Origin of the sequence: Leptospira bouyouniensis, from assembly GCF_004769525.1 — a bacterium.
GTDB classification, from domain to species: Bacteria; Spirochaetota; Leptospiria; order Leptospirales; family Leptospiraceae; genus Leptospira_A; species Leptospira_A bouyouniensis.
The window spans coordinates 692346-710112 of record NZ_RQFT01000003.1 but is presented as its reverse complement, the minus strand read 5'-3'; the positions used below and the strand labels follow the sequence as shown (position 1 = coordinate 710112).

Genomic DNA, 17767 nt, shown 5'->3' with positions numbered 1-17767 from the left:
TTGAATCAGAAAGCACCCATCGTCATCGGTGAATACCACATCATTCCAGAGAATTTGCCTGCGGATGGCCAATTACGATTGGTATTCCAACCGATTGATATGACCACTTATTGGCGTCGTTGTGGGCTTACAGCCAATTTCGTTGCTGGATTTTATTCGTATTGTTACGAAGAAAGTGAAACCAAAGCCAATTCACTTTCTACCATTATCAATGAACTATTAGAAAATGCCTCCAAATTCTCCAAAGCGAGAGAAGGCAGAATCAATGTAGAATTAAAACAATATGGAAATCTTTTAAGAATTGATGTTTTAAATGTGGCGTCAAAAACCTTAAGAGATAGTTTTGAGCTTTTTGTGAACAAACTTATATCAGAAAATGTGGAGGAGATGTATTTTTCTACACTTGAAACCAAAGAAGATGGTGATACCAAGTCTGGTCTTGGACTTCTTATGATGTTAAAGGATTATCCTGTTCGTTTTGGTTATAGTTTCAGTGAGATCGATGCCGATACTCATGAAATCACGGTAAGAGCAATTATCAACGTAGAAGAGATATAATAGGCGAAGCTTCATGGAAATCAAAGACTTAGATTACAATATTCAATACGACGAAGCCACTAAGACTGTCAAATTCACTGGATCCATCCGCTTGCAGAACTTACCAGCTTATGAACCTATCAAATTATTTTTAAGAGATGTTGCGAAACTTTGCCAAGGGGCACAACTCACGATGGATTTTCGAGAATTACAATTTGTGAACAGTTCTGGGATCACTACCCTTTCCATGTTCATTATTGATTCCAGAAAAAGTGCAACTTACCAAATCAAAATCCAAGGATCTCTCAATGTTTCTTGGCAGTCAAAATCCCTATCCAATTTCAAAAAACTTTGGGACCAAGTGGTTTTGGAAATTTCCTAAACCACATTCCTTATTCTCCTCTTTTCGAAGCTCCGCCCATCTCGTACAACCTTCTAAATTCGAGCATGCGGCGGGACATTTCATTGAACCTTTGCGCAAGGATCACAAATAAATTGGTAAGTAATTTGATCGCTAAGGTAGGACTTTGGATTTCTAATTTCTGAAATTCATTGGGAGTCAGGATCAGTAATTTTGCATGGTCTCGTACGATGATGTCGGCATTCCGATTTGACTTTGCAACAAAACCAAGTTCCCCGAAGATCTCTCCTTGGTTTAAAATGGAAATGGTAGAACGAACCCCATCTTCCCGGTTCACAATCACTTCCACACTCCCGTCCAAAACACAAAACAAACCTTGGCTTTCTTGGTTTTGGTGGAAAACAACGTCCCCATCTTCATAATCAATCAAATCAAGCATTGATAAAAGTTTTTTGGATTCTTCCTCTGTAAACCCTCGGAGAAACGAGAGGAACTGGCTCGGAGGGAGCATCATGTCGTGAACGATATTTTGCCAGACATCATCCCCTTCCATAGAGAAAAGAGGTCGTATATCTTTGTAATCAGGGAAATTGGTCTCAAAAAGTTGAGCTAGTTCTGTGCTGGCAGGGTAACGCTTCGCCAAACGAAGAAAAGGTGAATGGATTTGTTTTAGATATTCATTGTCGTCTAACAAAAACACCATTGGGATCACAATCCCATATTCAGGGTGGTGTATGTTCTTTTTGTACATTCGATACCCAACTTGGTTGTACAAACGCACCAAATGTGGGTTTGTATCAATAAAATCGATGACAATCCCATTTTCACGTGCATGCTCATAGATTTTCATACAAAGCATACTCGCTGCGGCAGTGTGGCGGTATTCTCTTTTGACCATTAGTTTGGTCGACATGGAAACTTTGTCTGGGTAAAAAGGCCGGAAAAGTTCCATTTCATAAAGATCTTCGCATTCCAAACTTCCTTCTTTGCGAAAGTTGATCCGAACAGTACCGATGATCTCACCTTCTTCCGTTTCTGCGAGGAAGAGGTGGCCTGTTTCATCAAAAGGTTCCTTGATCATTTTGTTTTGGTGGTCTGCGTATTCTTGGACCCTGTTCATTTCTTGAACATAGATATCGTATCGGAGGTGGTAAATTTTATTACGATCTTCTTCCGTTGTTGCCAAATGGACTTTGATATGACTCATACTCGCCGTCCTCCTTAAAAATTTGAAAAATCATTTGCAATTTATGCAAAATGTATGACGTTATCAGTTAATTTTCCGCATTCTATTAAACGAAATATAAAGAAAGAAACCGTTACTCTATGCCGCAATCCTCTTCCAACGAAAATCGCTTCGTCCTATCGGACTACTACAAGAAACAACTTAAAGAGATTGCCTTCCAGGGGGAATTTAGGGCCGAAACCTTCGCCACTAAGTTCCGATTCTTCTTCCTGGGATTTTTGGTTATCTTTGCGACTCTCGGGCTTCTCTCTGGCCGTCCACCTGTAGAATTTTATTACCAAATTTCAGCTATCTTAGTTTTACTTTGTTACAACTTCGTTGTCCTCTATTCATTAAAGAAGTCGGGAAAATATCTCAATATATTTAAATTCTCGTCCTCTTTTTTAGAGATCACTCTCCTTACATTTGTTACAGGGTATACTGCTTATTCCCAAAAAAACCCAAGCCTTGTGTATGCGGCACCGATGATTTATGTCTTTTTCATCCTCATCGCCCTCGCATCCATACGTAATAATACTAAGACCATCATCTTTGCTGTGGCAGTACTCCTCATTGAATATGCTTCGCTCACGATTTATTTTTATCCTGAGATGACAGACCTCAATTCAAAACTCATGGAGTTGTCTCAGTTTCTCAAACCAAACTTTTTAGAAGAAAATAGTTCCTTCTTCCTTGTCAGTGCAGTTCCGATGGGAATTTTTCTCATCTTACTCTATATGGTTGTGACCGGAGGTTTGATTCTTTACGCCATCCTGAACACATCCCGAACCACACAAGAACAAGCGGACTTAATTTTTAACACAGAAAAACAAGCCATCCTCGAAGAGAATATGCGCCTCGGAATGGAGTTAGACGTAGCAAGGCAAATCCAAGCCATGGTACTTCCCCGCAATGAAGAATTAAAACAAATCGATGAGTTAGAAATTTCAGCAAGAATGGACTCTGCCAACGAAGTGGGTGGAGACTATTATGATGTTGTACACCATGAAGATGGCACCGTGTACATCGGGATCGGAGACGTCACAGACCATGGACTGGCATCAGGAGTTGTGATGCTCATGACCCAATCTGCCTTCATCACCACATTACGATCAAAGGTAATTTCATTACGTGAATCCCTTCGGTCCATCAACTCAATTTTGTTTTCCAACATCCATGTGAGGATGAATGACATACGGAACCTAACACTCTCTCTGTTTTCCTATAAAAATGGAGTATTTACAACTGCTGGCCAACATGAAACCATTATGGTGTACCGCCATGCTTCGAGAAAAACAGAAATCATCGATACTGTCGACAACGGAATGTTAGTTGGTCTCACAGAATCCATCGATGAATTTATCCATGAAAAACCCATTCCTTTACAACCCAAGGACATCATCTTACTTTACACAGATGGTGCTACAGAGGCAGAAAATCCAAAACGAGAACAATTTGGATCTCATCGATTGATTGAATCTTTGGAAAAACATGCAGATCTACCCACAACGGATGAAATTTTGGCAGCCATTTTCCAAGACATCTATGTCTTTATCGATGGGATGGATGTTTATGATGACATTACCATTATGATTATGAGGAAACGAGGTTAGAGGCAATTTATGGACAATGAAAAAGTATTGGAAGAGGAACGTGCCAAATATGCAGAGTTAGAAGTCCTTTACCAAAACATCATTGACCACTCAACCGAAATCGAAAACGAACTTCTTGAAAATAATAAAAAGATCCAAATGTATTTGGATCGGATGCGCCGCTATCTCTCCCCTCAATTGTACGAGATGATCACAGGGGCAGAAGTAGAAACGTCTATCTCTCACCAACGCCGAAAACTCACAATTTTTTTCTCTGATATTGTTGGTTTTACTACGATTACCGATTCCATTGAACCCGAAATCCTTTCTGATTGTCTCAACAAATACCTAGATGTAATGTCAAGTATTGCGATTAAATATGGTGGTACTATCGACAAATTCATTGGTGATGCCATCATGATTTTTTTTGGTGCACCTAGTTTCGAAAACGACAAAGCACACGCACTGAATTGTGTTAAAATGGCAATTGAAATGCGAGATAGTTTGCCTGCGTTAGACGAATATTGGAGAAAGTCAGGGATCAATCACAACTTAACCTGCCGTATTGGAATCAACACTGGTTATGTGACTGTTGGGAATTTTGGAACAAACGAAAGGATGGATTATACTATCATCGGTGGACCAGTAAATGTTGCTTCCCGTTTAGAAAATGCATCTACTGCAGGTGAAATTTTAATTTCAAACGCAACCAAATCCTTGATAGACGAATTCATTGATACAATCCCAAAAGGAGAGATCGTTGTTAAGGGAGTCCATACACCTATCGAAACTTTCCAAGTGATTGGACTGAAGGACAATCGTGAAAAAAAGGAAAATCCATTTGTAAAATTTGATGGGGAAGGTTTCCTTTTAAAACCACTCCACTTCGACAAACTCAGCACAAATCCCGAAGAACGCCGATTAATGCAAAATGCATTAGAAAAAGCGCTTGCGGCATTGAAGTAATTCCGCTACATTTCTTAGTTAAACTACGAATATGCGAAAATATGGAAATCTAACACACACTGCTTTTTCAGAACAAAAGCCGGAATCTATTATTGAAATCCATTTGAAACCCTTGGATTTGATGCGTTACTGGCGTCGTATTGGAATTTTATCAGATTTTATTGGATACTTTTATGGGTTTTCGTTTTTGCCCAATGTCCCATCCGATTCGATGGACATGAAAAATTCAGAGATTGTCAATTCAATCTCCACAGTCTTCAACGAACTTTTAGAAAACGCTGCCAAATATTCCTATGACAAAAAAGCAGATATCGAAATTTCACTCATCCACCGCGGACAGTCTTTTGAGATGTTAGTCAGAAACAAAACCAATGAGTCAAATGTATCTCTTTACGAAGCAAGTTTAAAAGAAATCTTCTCTGCCAGTGACTTGGAAAAATTATACTTTCAAAAAATTGAATCCAATGATCCTAACTCTAACCGATCGGGAATTGGTTTGATTATGGTTTTAAAGGATTACCCAGTTGAGATGGAAGTAACTTTAGAAACAGAAGGAGATGATACGATCATCACTAGTCGTATCATCTATTTTACAGACGTGTCCCTTCAATCATAATCTCTAAGATTTGTGATACCTCGTTCTGGAAGGATAGTTTTTCTTCTTCAGAAGATTGAATTGATTTCCATTTGCGTTCATTCAGTACGGCAAATCCATGGACTCCACTCCAAAAACTCATCATAAGAGTTGCTGTAGGCACTGATTTTTTTAATACCAATTGATTTTGTCCATATTCTACAATGCGAAACATTCCCATGTATGCTTCGTTTCCACATTCCCTCAATTCATCGGAGAGGTTGTCTCCTGAAACATAAATTTCACCACCAAACATCAATTCTGTCCTTCTTGGATTATTGAGTAATAAATAAATGTATTCCTCACCTGCTTTACGGATTTTTGCCAGTGGATCTTCTGAATGATCCCAAGCAAGTTTCATAGCACTTGCCAATTCTCGAAAACCTTCGGCCACTAAGGCTTGGAGTAGATCCATTTTTTTGGGAAAATGTCTGTAGGGAGCTGTATGGCTCACACCAAGATCTCCCGCAATGTCTCGAAGGCTTAATGAAGAAACCCCTGTTTTCTCGAGTACTTTGCGAGAATGTTCCAAAACTTCTTCTCGTAAATTCCCATGGTGGTAGTTGGCGGATTCTTCCTGGTCTCTGGGTTTACGAGATGGGTGTTTTGTTGTTTGGTCTGACGTTTTTTTTGGAGATGCCGGAATTTTGGGACCAGATTGTTTTTTAGATGGTTTCATAAAATGTTTACAATGTATACTTTTGATGTTGACACAGTATACATAATTGTTTACGCTGTCAACATTATGAAATACGCAGACTTTAAAAGACAACCACTTTTTTGGAATGGGATCGCGATGGTCGTACTCACGATAACCATGATTCCCTTTCTTTTTCTAGACACAAGAACCCTTTTGGGTGTGAATCTCTGGATCAAACCAATTAAGTTCACACTATCCTTGGGAATTTATTCCTTATCAACCGTCTGGATTTTGGAGCGGTTTTTGACTCATTGGCGGTTTAATCGTTTTACACAAATTGCACTCACGATTACCTCCCTGATTGAAATCATCCTCATTACATTCCAAGCCGCTCGAGGGGAAGCAAGCCATTTCAATGTCTCAAATACTTGGAACCAAATTGTGTTTTCCATCATGGGAACAAGTATTTCTATCTTTTGGCTTTTCCATTTGGCTATCATAATTCCTATCTTTAAACATAAGCAGATAACAAAACCAATACGAGAAAGTCTTCTATGGGGTCTTTTCATTGCAGGGTTTGGTATGATCATTGGTTTTTTGATGACAACTCCAAGACCCGAACAACTGGAAATGATGAAACAAGGGATTTTCCAAACGAGTGGAAGTCATACATTTGGAGGAGAACCTGGACAAGGCATTACTTTTTTTGGATGGAGCACTATTGTTGGTGATATGCGTGTGCCTCATTTTTTTGGAATGCATGTAATGCAGGTATTTTTTGTATTAGCTGCTTTCTTAATGCCAAAAAAAGAAACGAAAGAACAAAGTTATATCGTCCGAATGTTTGGAATTTTATTTCTATCTACTAATATCCTGATGGTAGTGCAAACTTTAATGGGATTTTCAATCTTTGTTTACCACCCTTTCTTTACATTGAGTTATGCCTTGTTTTTTTTAGTTTTATTTTCACTAAGTATCCGACTGTTTTCACAACCAAAAATTTCACTCCCTGAGGTTATAGTATGAATCCTTCAACTATATTTTCCATTGCAAATATTGTCGCTGTGATCGCATGGATGGTACTCATCCTTTCACCAAACCAAAACAAGGTGATTCCCTTTCTCAGAGTTCTTGTATCTGGTCTTTTCCTTGGAGGATTGTATCTCATTTCCCTTTCGCTTGGTTTCGGCAATGCAGAAGGAAACTTTTCAAGTTTACAATCCGTTCGATCATTATTTATGAACGATGAATTTTTGTTAGCAGGTTGGGTCCATTACCTTTCGTTTGATTTGTTTTTGGGTACTTGGGAGGCAGAAGATGGAAAGACAAATGGTATCCACAGATTGGTGTTAGTTCCCATCCATGGACTTACATTTTATTATGGGCCAGTTGGGCTTGTGTTATATTTAATCGTAAAAGGATTAAAGACAAAAAAATTTGGGTTTTAACCACCATACACATCTAAGAGAGAAAGAACCCTTTGGTATCGGTTCTTTTTCTCTTCATCTGCTTCCAAATCAGCAATTTCTAAATTTTCGAATGCCAGATCTCGTCCTGTTTTTTCATCCAAAGTTTTTACATTTGCTTTTGCACCCGATTCCAATAACAAAGCAAGGACAGAAGAGTTTCCAAATTTACAAGCTTCATGTAAGGCAGTACTACCATTTTGATCGGCAATGTGAATATCGATCCCTGCTTGGATGAGTCGTTTTGCCATACTTGGTTCACCAAATACTGAACACCAATGCAGTGGAGACATTCCATTGACAGATTGTAAATTAACTTTGGCTCCACGACGGATTAATTCATCCATTAAATTGGTTTTTTCTTGCAAACGCAGTTTGTTGTCTTGACATAATTTAAATATAGCAGTTTCACCGTTAGCATCCAAAATATTTGGGTCGGCACCTCGTTCCAATAATCGCATACATGATTTGTATTTGGAACGTACAAAAGCTTCTTGTAACAAAGTAAACCCGAGGGGATTTCGAATGGAATCTTTTATGATAAAGTCGAGCGATCCAACAGTGCGAACAAATGAATCGAGTAAATAAAGATCATCACCATCTAACCAATCCAAGGTTTTATCTTCGTTTTTAGACTCTAAATGATTCCCTAAGTTTTGTTGGTATTCCTCAGGAAATTTGGTTTTGAGAAGTGGGATAAACATTGGTTCCACTTCAGAATGACATACCACATCGTGGATGATATGCCAATGATCAGAATTAAGTTTTAGTTGGTTGGAGATTAAGAAGATAAGGGTTTCGTTAAGTTTTCGCTGTGTGAGTTGGAATTTGGCTTGGATATTACTTTCTTTGAAATGAACTTCTGAAATTGTAGTTTGATTTTCTGGCCAATGGTACATCACTAAACTGAGTAGTTCTTCTTTTTCTTTTTCTGATAACTGTGGAAAATGTTTTTGTAAGGATAAAATATTTCCGGATAATGCATAAATTTTTGAAGCTAAGTAACTAGTGATAAAATCTGGTAGTTCTTTATTGCCAACACCATACTCATCATACTCAATTTTATAAATATGGGTCGCAGTGAAACTGCCATGTAAAAATGTATTCCACTCATCAGAGATTGCTAAATACAATTTTCCATTTACCAAGACATGGTCGTAATCTTCGACAGTTAAGGACAATCGAACAGGAGATGTATTGACATTATGATTGATAATGATACTGAGTGCTTTGGAAGGTGATTCTGTTGTGATGTCATAAGCAAAATTTTTTAACCTAACGATTTCAGGAAGCCCTGAAATAGAAATCCGAACGTCATTGTCGTTGCCTTCTTCATCTTTCAAAAATACAAGTTCTTCGTTGGACCAGTCAGAAATAAAATTCGCAGTATATCTGCCAAAAATTTGGCCTTGTAAGGTATGGTTGGGAATTTGGCCTAAATAATTTAGGTCGAATAACACAAGTGAGTCGGATTGATCCACAGTTTGTTTTTTTCTGAAATCAAAATGATTCCAAATAGAACATTTTTTACAACGGTACTTTCCTTTTTTGCCTTCCAGTTTGGATGCGGAAATGGAATGACCACTAAGACAATTGGAGCAGGATAAAATGGTTTTCATATTTCGCTTGTTCCGATTAAGAATCTAAGAGACTTTACCATGATCAATCGAAAATTAGAGTCTTAAAAACATTCAGGTAGGGATTCATGGGACAAAATCAATATTTAATCATCGGTGGTGCAGGGGAAGCGGGGCAAAGTGCGATTACCGCGATTAGATCCATTGACCCCTCTTCTTTTATCATCTCTACCACTACAACAAATGAACCTGTGTCGAATTCTGACCTAACTTTATTTGGAAAACGTGCGGAACCTGGACTTACGAATTCCATTGTAGAAGATTTGGAAAGACTTGGTAGATCCAATCAGATTCAAGCTCTCATATACACACCAGCTCTCGGAGAAGTTGGATTTCCCATTGCCGAAAGTACAAACGAACAGATAAAAGATACTCTGGGAATTTGTTTGGATCCAATGGTGGATTTAGAAAAAAAGTTCCAACCAAAACTCACTGTCGCCTATTCAGCGTTTTATTGGCTTAGTCATACATTGGCGTTTTATGGTTCCATGGGAATTGCCAAGTACAAGGCGGACCTTTGGGCGTTTGAAAATCCTTCAAAACGCCGTTTAGTCCGTGCTGGAACATTTTTTTCGAAAAGTGTAAGAGGTATTTCAATCGTATTACAACGGACGATGAAAAAAACAAACCATCCTGATCTTCTAAATCTCAAATCAAAATTTGAATCATCTAACGAGAAGTTTATGGACTTTTTTCTTTCTTATGCTTGGGAACATGAAAAAGAGGCCTTTCAAAACCAATTTACAACTCCTTATAGACCTACAGTGAGAGAGGACCTAACTCGAGGTTTGACAAAAGCACTTCAATCCCAATCTCCGATTGTCACTGTCCTTGGTGATTGGACTTGGGAAGAATCGGCGATGCCAACTTTGCCAAATTGGTTCCAACAATTTTAGTTGCATAAAAATGAAAAGAACCGAATTGTAGACCGATCGGTATACGGAGGGTCAAATGTTACGACTTGTCTTTCGGAAAAAAGGAATCCTTGAATGGGAAGAGGTAATAACGCCAACCATCACAGGTGAAAATCAAGCACTAATAGAACCTATTGCGATCGCTCGTTGCGATTTGGATTTGCCCATCGTAAGGGGAGAAACTCTTTTTCGTGCGCCGTTTCCCGTAGGACACGAGTTTGTTGGTCATATCAAAGGTATATCGGAAGATTTAGAAGGAAAATTTAAAATCGGATCAATGGTTGCGATCCCCTTCCAAATTTCATGTGGGACATGTCCTTCTTGTTTGTCCATACATACCAATTCTTGTGAAACAGTTCCATATACTTCTGCTTATGGAATGCCACCTGGTGCCCATGCGGTTGGTGGTGCCATTTCAGAACTCATCAAAGTTCCTTACGCAAAACAAATGTTACTCGAACTTGACCCAAAACTCAATCCTGTTGGGATTGCAAGTTTGAGTGATAATATCTCGGAAGTTTGGAAATTGGCAGGTCGATTTTTAGAAAGAAAAAAAGATCCCAAAACTTTGGTAGTTGGTGGCAATGCTGGAAGTATCGGACTTTACACGGCTCTCTACCTTCACCAAACAAAAAAAGCCGAAGTTATGTATGTCGATACAAATAGAGAACGGGTTGATTTAGCAACTTCTCTTGGTATCCCCGTTACCTTTGTCTCTAATTTTCCCAAACCAACGGAGAAGTATGATTTGGTTTGTGATGCATCAGCCACAAAAGAAGGATGGGAATTTGCCACTCGTTCAATGGGAAAAAATGCTATCTTAAGTTCTGCTTCTATCTTTTGGACCAATCGTTTGGAAATTCCGTATTTAGAAATGTACAACCAAGGAGCAGAAATCCAGATTGGCCGAGTGGAATCAATCGATTCGATGAAAGCTCTTTATCCAGAAATCCAAAAGGGAATTTTCACTCCCGAAAAAATTGTTACAAAAACAGTTCCCTTTGCGGAAGCAAAAGAAGCATGGTTGGAAGAATCAATCAAACTGGTTGTGACACGTTGAAATATGATTTTGGATTGGGTAAAGTGAATCAACAAGCAACAAAAATGAAATCAAAGCTCTGGTATCAATTGGGCCGAAGACTTTGTTTCTATTTCTTATTTTTTTTTATTTGTCCCCTTGATTCAGAATCCATCCAAGAACGTTTTTTACCACCTAACGGATACCTGCGAGTTATTTACCCAAAAGAAAGTTTTTCTACCTACCTCCAAAACTTTCCCTTAAAACCAAAAGGAAGCCCTGTATTTTTGTACAATGGATCCAAAAAACAAAACCAAGTCCATTTAGCTGTTCTCGATTTTCCCTTACTTAAATCTGACCTCATCCAATGTGCGGATGCGGTGATGAAACTCCGTGCTGAGTATTTATATTCGCGAAAGGAATGGGGAAAAATCCAATTTACGATCAGCAATGGAATGGAAGTTCCCTTCTTTCGGTTTGCAAAAGGTGATAGAGTGGATGTGAAAGGAAATAAAACAAGCTGGAAGGTAGGCAATGGCAAAAAAGGAAACAATCGAGACGTTTTTGAAGTATATCTAAAATTTATCTACAGTTATGCGGGAACAATTTCTCTCAAATCCGAACTTGTGAAAAAATCGCTAACACATTTAGAACCAGGAGATGTTTGGATTGAGGCAGGTTCTCCTGGTCATGTGGTGATGGTTGTTGACAAAGCCCAATCGAAGGATGGAAACACAGTGTTTTTATTAGCACAGAGTTATATGCCTTCCCAAGAAATGCATATCTTAAAAAACGATACTCCTATTTCTCCTTGGTTTGTTCTGCCTGAGGGTCAAATTTTCCCAACACCCGAGTGGGAATTCCCTTCAAATGCTTTTTATGGTTTCCGAAAATAATCACTAAGTTTTCCCATTTTCCATTTTCACTTTTCAATTCCATTAGGCAATCGATCCTGTCCACCTAATGGTTTCCGTACAAAAGATTGCTATTTACTGTGGTTCCTCTTCAGGACTAAATCCTTCCTTTCTCAAAGAAGCTTACCAATTGGGTGAAACACTTGCAAAACATTCTGTTGGAATTGTTTATGGCGGTGCGAGTGTGGGACTTATGGGAGCCGTAGCAAACGGATGTTTGGAGAACCAAGGCCAAGTCATAGGTGTGATCCCTACGTTTCTCAAAAGAAAGGAAATTGAACACATAGGACTCACAGAGCTTATCCAAGTGGACTCCATGCACGAAAGAAAACGCATCATGTTTGAACGTTCGGATGCCTTTGTTGTGTTACCTGGCGGGTTTGGAACGATGGAGGAATTTTTTGAAGTGGTAACTTGGTCACAACTGGGACTCCACAACAAACCCATCGTATTATTGAATTGGAATGGGTTTTACGATTCACTTGTCCAAATGTTCCAAACCATGGTAGAATCAGGTTTTTTAAAAAAGGAAAACTTAGATCTCGTAACTGTCCTAAAAGAAACGAAAGACTTACTCACTCATGTACAAAACTATTCTCCATCAAAAGTGGAGAAATGGTTGTCGGAAGAGTCCATATAATAAAGATTCAACGGGAAGGAAACGTATAGACATGTTCTCTTGGCAGCATTCAAAACTGATAATAAAAGTACTAACCGTTATCATTGGATTTTCCATTGTAATCGGCATCATCCCTTCTCTATTTGCCAATCCTAACCAATTTGATGGGGACATGTATTACATGGATACCGTTGGCCAAAATCGTTCGAGACCACCTCAAAGACCACACCCAGAACTGCATGTTCCTACGGTACCCGCCAAACCAGATATAACGGTATTTTCCAATGAACCTACAGATAAAACAGCTTACCCTTATATCCAAACAACGATCAACTTTGTGGAAGGACATTTGTCCTATAAGGCATTTTTATCCGATGGGACAGAAGTATCTTATTCCACAAGAGGGGAACATGTTCGTTACTCAAAATGTTTCGGTGACCTTTGTATCATCGTCTCGCAAAAAAATTTGTTAGGTGTGAGTAATTCGAGCACAGAATGGGAAAAGGGACATATCTTTGGTGAAGAACGTTACCAAGTCGCAATGGGTCATAAAGCTGCCCTTGTTGCCAGTGATCGTAAACTCTACCTATACAATAGTTATACGAACCATTGGGATACAATTAGCCTTGAACAAGAAACTCTCAGTGGTTTTGCCAATCTCTATGATAAAGTGGCAATCATCACAACACGTCGTATGCTTGTGATCGACCTTCCTTCGGAAGTTCAATTTGAAGAAAATTTATTACTCCGACGTATTTATCAATTTGAAATGCGAGATGGTTTCATCAATTTTTACTCAGGTAGTAAACTCTGGATGTTTCGCCACCAAACAGAGGCATTCGAAGAGGTAGATTTGACGGACTAACCTTTTGGTAGACTGAAAGACATGCCTTTTGATCAACTTAGGGAAGTCACGTCGATCGATTAGAGGGAAAGTCACTTCGAATCCTTCAATATGGGAAGGTGACGGAGATTAGTCTTTGGAAAGTTGGGAGAGAATTCGTAAATATTAATACTGAATGCATACATTCTTTTTCAAAAGATTACGGCGCCTCGAATCTGTTAGTTGAGATAAATTCGATCCAATCACGACCGCGCTATCCGCTCCAATCTTTCCTATCGGAAAGGATTTCCGCTTCTATCGCTGGCGCGGTAAATCTAAAAAAATTGAATCTATCACAACCATCTATGATACATCCAATAAGTTTAGAACCAAGCACGCGAGATGGTTCGAGTTACGACTTAATACAATCGTTTTATCGCCAGATCAAAGTATCAAAGTCTTCGTTGTGACCCTAACTAAAAGAATTATTCATGTTTCTCGCAATATAGGCAATATTTTGACTCATTTAAAATTACGGAAATCTGTGATTTTTCTATGATCAGACTAAATATAATCAGGCAATTGCGCAAAAAGATAGTGAATTAGAACATCAACGTCCTCCTAGTGAAAGGATTTTGAATTTACTCGCTATTGAAATTTATGATGAAAAAGATAATGAGACTTCCAACTAAAAAGTTATGTTGCGTATCTATACATGTTTATCGATAGGATGTTAATGGCAAGTCTCCCAACGAAACATTATTTTGATTGTTAAGAAATACTACCACTACGATGCAAATTGGAGAGGGCTATATCGTTAACCGAACCTGAAAATTGAACAGAGAATTCATTAATATATAAAAATGAAATCCCTCTTCAGCCGATTAACTTCTACACTTTGATAAGCTCATTATTGGAATGCCATATCTTTCACAAATATACTAAGATTCCCTTTTGCACGCACTTACTGGATCTAATTAAAAGTTGAAGGACTTTCCTAAGTGGTGAATTTTTTATCAAAGGATTAAAAATAGGAAAAATTTTTAGAATTCAACTTCAATTTCTAATTCAGTGGTCATCACAAATTATCCTGAAAGACAAAATGAATTCTAAACCATTTATTTATTTAAATTTATAACAATATTATTATTTTAAGTTATCTTAAAAATAAGACTTTCCAAAATTTTAAACATAACGCATGTTTGAACACTATATGAAAAATCAATATATATCCTTTCTTTTAATTTTTATCGCAATTCACTGCAAGTCGCAAGTTATTGTAAGGGATTATACTGCTTAAACCGCAAGCACAAACAAGACGATCGCTTTAGTCAACTTTTTCCCATACTACATCTCTCAAAGCAATAAATATGGACGCACTTCAACCGCAAGCTTAAATTATAATCGATCCTTAAAGTCTTATTTTAAAAGTGGTCAACCAATCGAAAAATTCAAAGTGAATGGAGTTAGAGATGATATTCCCGAATCCAAAGTGAAGGAGTTTGTTGATACATATTTACAAATTACCAAAAAATCTGGAATTGATGAAATTTTAAAACTGGTTGAGATCAATAAAAAATCAGAGCAAGAATTAACATACTCGCTCAAAAACATTGATGCAGACTACATTGTAGTTGGTTATCTTCTCCCTGAGTTCAGGCAGTCAAATTTGATTTTGGTTACGGTTCTCTCAAAATTATACAGTGCCTTCACCTTAGGCACAATACCATCATATGAAAATTATTCATTAAATCCAACTTTCGTCTTATACGATAGAAATTTGAATCGATTAGAACAATTCACGATGAACTCTACTTACACAGTGATCCAAGCTTGGTGGGCAAGAGAAGACATTTCAAATTCTGGTGAAAAGATATATGGTCATGCAGGAAATACTAACCTAAGCAATGTTTATATTCCCGATATCGAAGATGCAAATACAGCTATAACCACGTATATCAACAATCGACCCGAATAAGTGATTTCGTCAAATTCCATTAAATTGGCTTATTTCTACTCAATCAGCTAATAAACTTTTCCATTAAGATAAAATGATCATTGAACTTAAGTGAATTATTTTTAGGAATAACGTTTGCTAGAATTAATGATTATAGCTGATTTATCGCTTCTCAATAGTAGAGATAAACCAACTATGTATTCACCGAGAATTCTAAAGGTTATGATTGAACCAAGAATAATAAGATTTTGCTTATGATGCCCTTCCAATTTTGGTGGCTTCGGGAACTTCTATGAGTTTCCCCGTTTTTACATCATAATAATATCCATACACTGGAATGTCTTTAGGAATTAACGGATGGTTTCGAATTCTTTTTACGTCATCAATTACACTTTGTTCTAAATTTTCAAAGGTTAGAAACGGAATGAACTTTGCTTCATCCGAACCACCAGATTCTTCTAAATTGCGCCATCCGTTTGAATCAATAGTTGCTGTTTTTAAACTTTTAGAAAGAAGATTACGAATGATCGGATCAGTGAAAAGTTGCATTCCACAATCAGAGTGATGGATGACAAAAAATTCTTTTGTTCCTAATAGTTTATAAGAGATCACAAGCGATCGAATCGCATCGTCACTGGCACGACCGCCTGCGTTACGAATCACGTGAGCATCTCCTTCCGCTAAACCTGCATATTTTGCGGGATCGAGTCTTGCATCCATGCAGGTGAGGATGGTAAAACTTCTCGCGGGAGGGAGGGCCAATTCTCCTTTTTTACCAAAAGCAGATGCATATTTTTCATTGGCGTCGATGACTTCCTTGTGGACTTTACTGGATTCTTGTTGTATGAGTGTGTTTGACATAATAGATACAATATCTGCTATAACAGAAATTGCAAGAAAACGGTATTTCCTATCTTGAATTACTTTCGATTTCTGTGCATTGAATTTAGCAAATGACTAACTGATTGGACATGAATTGGATTCATGTTATTAAATCACAATGAGTCATTCAATCCCGTACTAGGGATCACAAGAATTTCATCGCCAACAAATGTTTGGTCTATCGGTTTTCACCTAAATTGAGTGCTTTGTTCTAAAACTGAATTTCGGAAAAACAACATAAGGTTTGTCTAATATAAAACGATATTCAGTTGTCTAGTACCGTTTTCAGTCCGTTGGGTTCGACAAGTTCCCTACAATTGATGATGATGGTCTTTGCTAATCAGGGATCACTTCTCAAACTTGATTGAAACCTGAATGGAATCGAGCCAAATCAGAGATTTTGAAATAATCGTTAATTACCAACTTGTGAATTCTCTTTTTGAAATATTAACAAATATCGGAGATAGTAGTTGGGTATAGAAATTACCTACAAATATCAAATAAACATTTTTTCCTTTATAAAGTTTCTTGTAGCATTATCCATTATTATTTTTCAATAATAGGAGTAACAAAATGACAATACTTATACTTACTAATATTCTAATGCACATAATAAATTAAAGATATGCAAAACCATACATATATAAAAATTAATGAATAAAAAATCCTATTTTTTTAAATAACATTGATGTATTCCTTATTTTCCTTTTTTTTATTATTGTTTTTATTGATTTCGTATAATGATAAATCTAAGAGCGAAGATTTGTTTTCTTTAGCTTTTTTAATTTTTCCTGTAATTTCGACTAACATTAACATGGAAGACAAATTCCAATCCGCCCGTGTTACATCCTTTTATAGAAAAGATGGAAACATCGAATTCCAAGATATTCTCATTGAATATAAACTGAATTCATCGGATGTAACTTTTGAAACAGTAGAAGCATATATTGGAAAACCAAATGAAATTTCTTTTAATGCACAAACGAATCAAATTTCAGGTTTTTTTCAACAAAAAGAAGATTTATTTCAAACAAATTCAATTGTATTTTCCTATTCTGATTATAGTAAAAAATTCAAAGTTTTCTTAACGGTAAAGAAAGAAGGTAAAGTTATTTCTTATAGGGAGCTGACTACCTCTCCTACAAATCCTCCAACCATCCCACCAAATTCCATCACCTTACCGTCTATTAGTTATGAATCCAAACGATCCGTAATTGGAGGCACAGAATACCAAGTGATTCGAGTCAGATTTCAAGCAGGTTCGGATCTTTCCGCTTTCAAACAACTAAACGCTTACATTGGTAGACCAAGTATCATTTCTCTTGCAGCCGATAATTTTAATGTCATCAATTATATTTCTGCTTCTTTCTATGACACATCATCTTAAAATTTTTTATTCATAACTCCAGAACTAAACTCAACGTACAAAATAATAGTCATTGGTTCCACTGCTGATGCTAAAGGCAATCGAAGTATCGATACAATTCCCCCTCCCCCGCCAGTTTCTCCATGCGTTGGAAGTGTGAATGCACCTACAATTATTGGGAACTGTGCAAATCATTGTTTAGTTATCGATTTGGTT

At 37.4% G+C, this 17767-nt stretch carries 17 protein-coding genes and 1 pseudogene; 14 read left to right on the top strand and 4 right to left on the bottom strand.

All coding sequences use genetic code 11. From position 1 onward, the window contains the following. Both EHQ43_RS05025 and EHQ43_RS05020 read left to right on the top strand, forming a co-directional pair. A complete protein-coding gene (locus EHQ43_RS05025) occupies positions 1 to 558 on the top strand; it encodes a slr1658 superfamily regulator (protein WP_135739833.1) in 558 nt (185 codons plus the stop codon). Between the two features lie 13 nt (positions 559 to 571). Then, on the top strand, positions 572 to 919 hold the full coding sequence (locus EHQ43_RS05020) for a slr1659 superfamily regulator (protein ID WP_135739834.1): 348 nt from the start codon (positions 572 to 574) through the stop codon (positions 917 to 919). 10 nt (positions 920 to 929) lie between these two features. On the opposite strand, the gene EHQ43_RS05015 is transcribed toward EHQ43_RS05020, so the two are convergent. After that, positions 930 to 2105: a GNAT family N-acetyltransferase gene (locus EHQ43_RS05015; RefSeq protein WP_135770274.1), complete on the bottom strand. Its 1176-nt coding sequence runs from the start codon at positions 2103 to 2105 to the stop codon at positions 930 to 932. 257 nt (positions 2106 to 2362) lie between these two features. On the opposite strand from EHQ43_RS05015, the gene EHQ43_RS05010 reads away from it, so the two are divergent. Genes EHQ43_RS05010 through EHQ43_RS05000 form a run of 3 tightly spaced genes read left to right on the top strand, consistent with a single transcriptional unit; the run spans position 2363 to position 5297 of the window. After that, positions 2363 to 3736, top strand: coding sequence for a PP2C family protein-serine/threonine phosphatase (locus tag EHQ43_RS05010; protein WP_244242641.1), 1374 nt, complete (start codon positions 2363 to 2365; stop codon positions 3734 to 3736). 9 nt (positions 3737 to 3745) lie between these two features. Next, positions 3746 to 4681 (top strand): adenylate/guanylate cyclase domain-containing protein, encoded by a 936-nt coding sequence (locus EHQ43_RS05005; protein ID WP_135739837.1) that lies wholly within the window; start codon positions 3746 to 3748, stop codon positions 4679 to 4681. Positions 4682 to 4712: 31 nt separating this feature from the next. Continuing rightward, on the top strand, positions 4713 to 5297 hold the full coding sequence (locus EHQ43_RS05000) for a DUF6272 family protein (RefSeq protein WP_135739838.1): 585 nt from the start codon (positions 4713 to 4715) through the stop codon (positions 5295 to 5297). Here EHQ43_RS05000 and EHQ43_RS04995 read toward each other — a convergent pair. After that, positions 5272 to 5994, bottom strand: coding sequence for a TetR/AcrR family transcriptional regulator (locus EHQ43_RS04995; RefSeq protein ID WP_135753334.1), 723 nt, complete (start codon positions 5992 to 5994; stop codon positions 5272 to 5274). The genes EHQ43_RS05000 and EHQ43_RS04995 overlap by 26 nt on opposite strands. Positions 5995 to 6111: 117 nt before the next feature. Here EHQ43_RS04995 and EHQ43_RS04990 point away from each other — a divergent pair, with 117 nt between their 5' ends. Together EHQ43_RS04990 and EHQ43_RS04985 are read left to right on the top strand one after the other, a co-directional pair. Further along, complete coding sequence (locus EHQ43_RS04990; RefSeq protein ID WP_341867032.1) at positions 6112 to 6981, top strand: hypothetical protein; 870 nt, start codon at positions 6112 to 6114, stop codon at positions 6979 to 6981. Beyond that, positions 6978 to 7403, top strand: a complete 426-nt coding sequence (locus EHQ43_RS04985; RefSeq protein WP_135770272.1) for an ABA4-like family protein — start codon at positions 6978 to 6980, stop codon at positions 7401 to 7403. Before EHQ43_RS04990 ends, EHQ43_RS04985 begins: the two co-directional genes overlap by 4 nt. Here EHQ43_RS04985 and EHQ43_RS04980 read toward each other — a convergent pair. Continuing rightward, on the bottom strand, positions 7400 to 9040 hold the full coding sequence (locus EHQ43_RS04980) for an ankyrin repeat domain-containing protein (RefSeq protein ID WP_135739842.1): 1641 nt from the start codon (positions 9038 to 9040) through the stop codon (positions 7400 to 7402). The two genes, EHQ43_RS04985 and EHQ43_RS04980, sit on opposite strands and share 4 nt — an antisense overlap. A gap of 86 nt (positions 9041 to 9126) precedes the next feature. On the opposite strand from EHQ43_RS04980, the gene EHQ43_RS04975 reads away from it, so the two are divergent. The 6 genes and pseudogenes from EHQ43_RS04975 to EHQ43_RS04950 all read left to right on the top strand — a co-directional run. Continuing rightward, the gene (locus tag EHQ43_RS04975; RefSeq protein ID WP_135739843.1) at positions 9127 to 9954 is read left to right on the top strand and encodes a hypothetical protein; all 828 of its coding nucleotides are present in this window, start codon (positions 9127 to 9129) and stop codon (positions 9952 to 9954) included. Positions 9955 to 10009: 55 nt separating this feature from the next. Continuing rightward, complete coding sequence (locus tag EHQ43_RS04970) at positions 10010 to 11032, top strand: zinc-dependent alcohol dehydrogenase (protein ID WP_135770271.1); 1023 nt, start codon at positions 10010 to 10012, stop codon at positions 11030 to 11032. A 44-nt stretch (positions 11033 to 11076) separates the two neighbouring features. After that, on the top strand, positions 11077 to 11886 hold the full coding sequence (locus tag EHQ43_RS04965) for a DUF4846 domain-containing protein (protein ID WP_135770270.1): 810 nt from the start codon (positions 11077 to 11079) through the stop codon (positions 11884 to 11886). Positions 11887 to 11953: 67 nt separating this feature from the next. Further along, complete coding sequence (locus EHQ43_RS04960; RefSeq protein ID WP_135753339.1) at positions 11954 to 12544, top strand: LOG family protein; 591 nt, start codon at positions 11954 to 11956, stop codon at positions 12542 to 12544. 31 nt (positions 12545 to 12575) lie between these two features. After that, entirely contained in the window at positions 12576 to 13388 is an 813-nt protein-coding gene (locus tag EHQ43_RS04955; RefSeq protein WP_135770269.1) for a hypothetical protein, read from the top strand. Between the two features lie 1276 nt (positions 13389 to 14664). Then, positions 14665 to 15324 (top strand): annotated as a pseudogene (locus EHQ43_RS04950) (Lp29 family lipoprotein); the annotation flags it as partial. A gap of 231 nt (positions 15325 to 15555) precedes the next feature. Here the strand turns inward: EHQ43_RS04950 and EHQ43_RS04945 are convergent. Continuing rightward, positions 15556 to 16164 carry a beta-class carbonic anhydrase gene (locus tag EHQ43_RS04945; protein ID WP_135739849.1) on the bottom strand — a complete coding sequence of 203 codons (609 nt, stop codon included), beginning with the start codon at positions 16162 to 16164 and terminating at the stop codon, positions 15556 to 15558. Positions 16165 to 16999: 835 nt separating this feature from the next. Between EHQ43_RS04945 and EHQ43_RS19680 the strand changes: the two genes are divergently transcribed. Then, entirely contained in the window at positions 17000 to 17572 is a 573-nt protein-coding gene (locus tag EHQ43_RS19680; RefSeq protein ID WP_244242640.1) for a hypothetical protein, read from the top strand. The last annotated feature ends 195 nt before the right edge of the window (positions 17573 to 17767 follow it).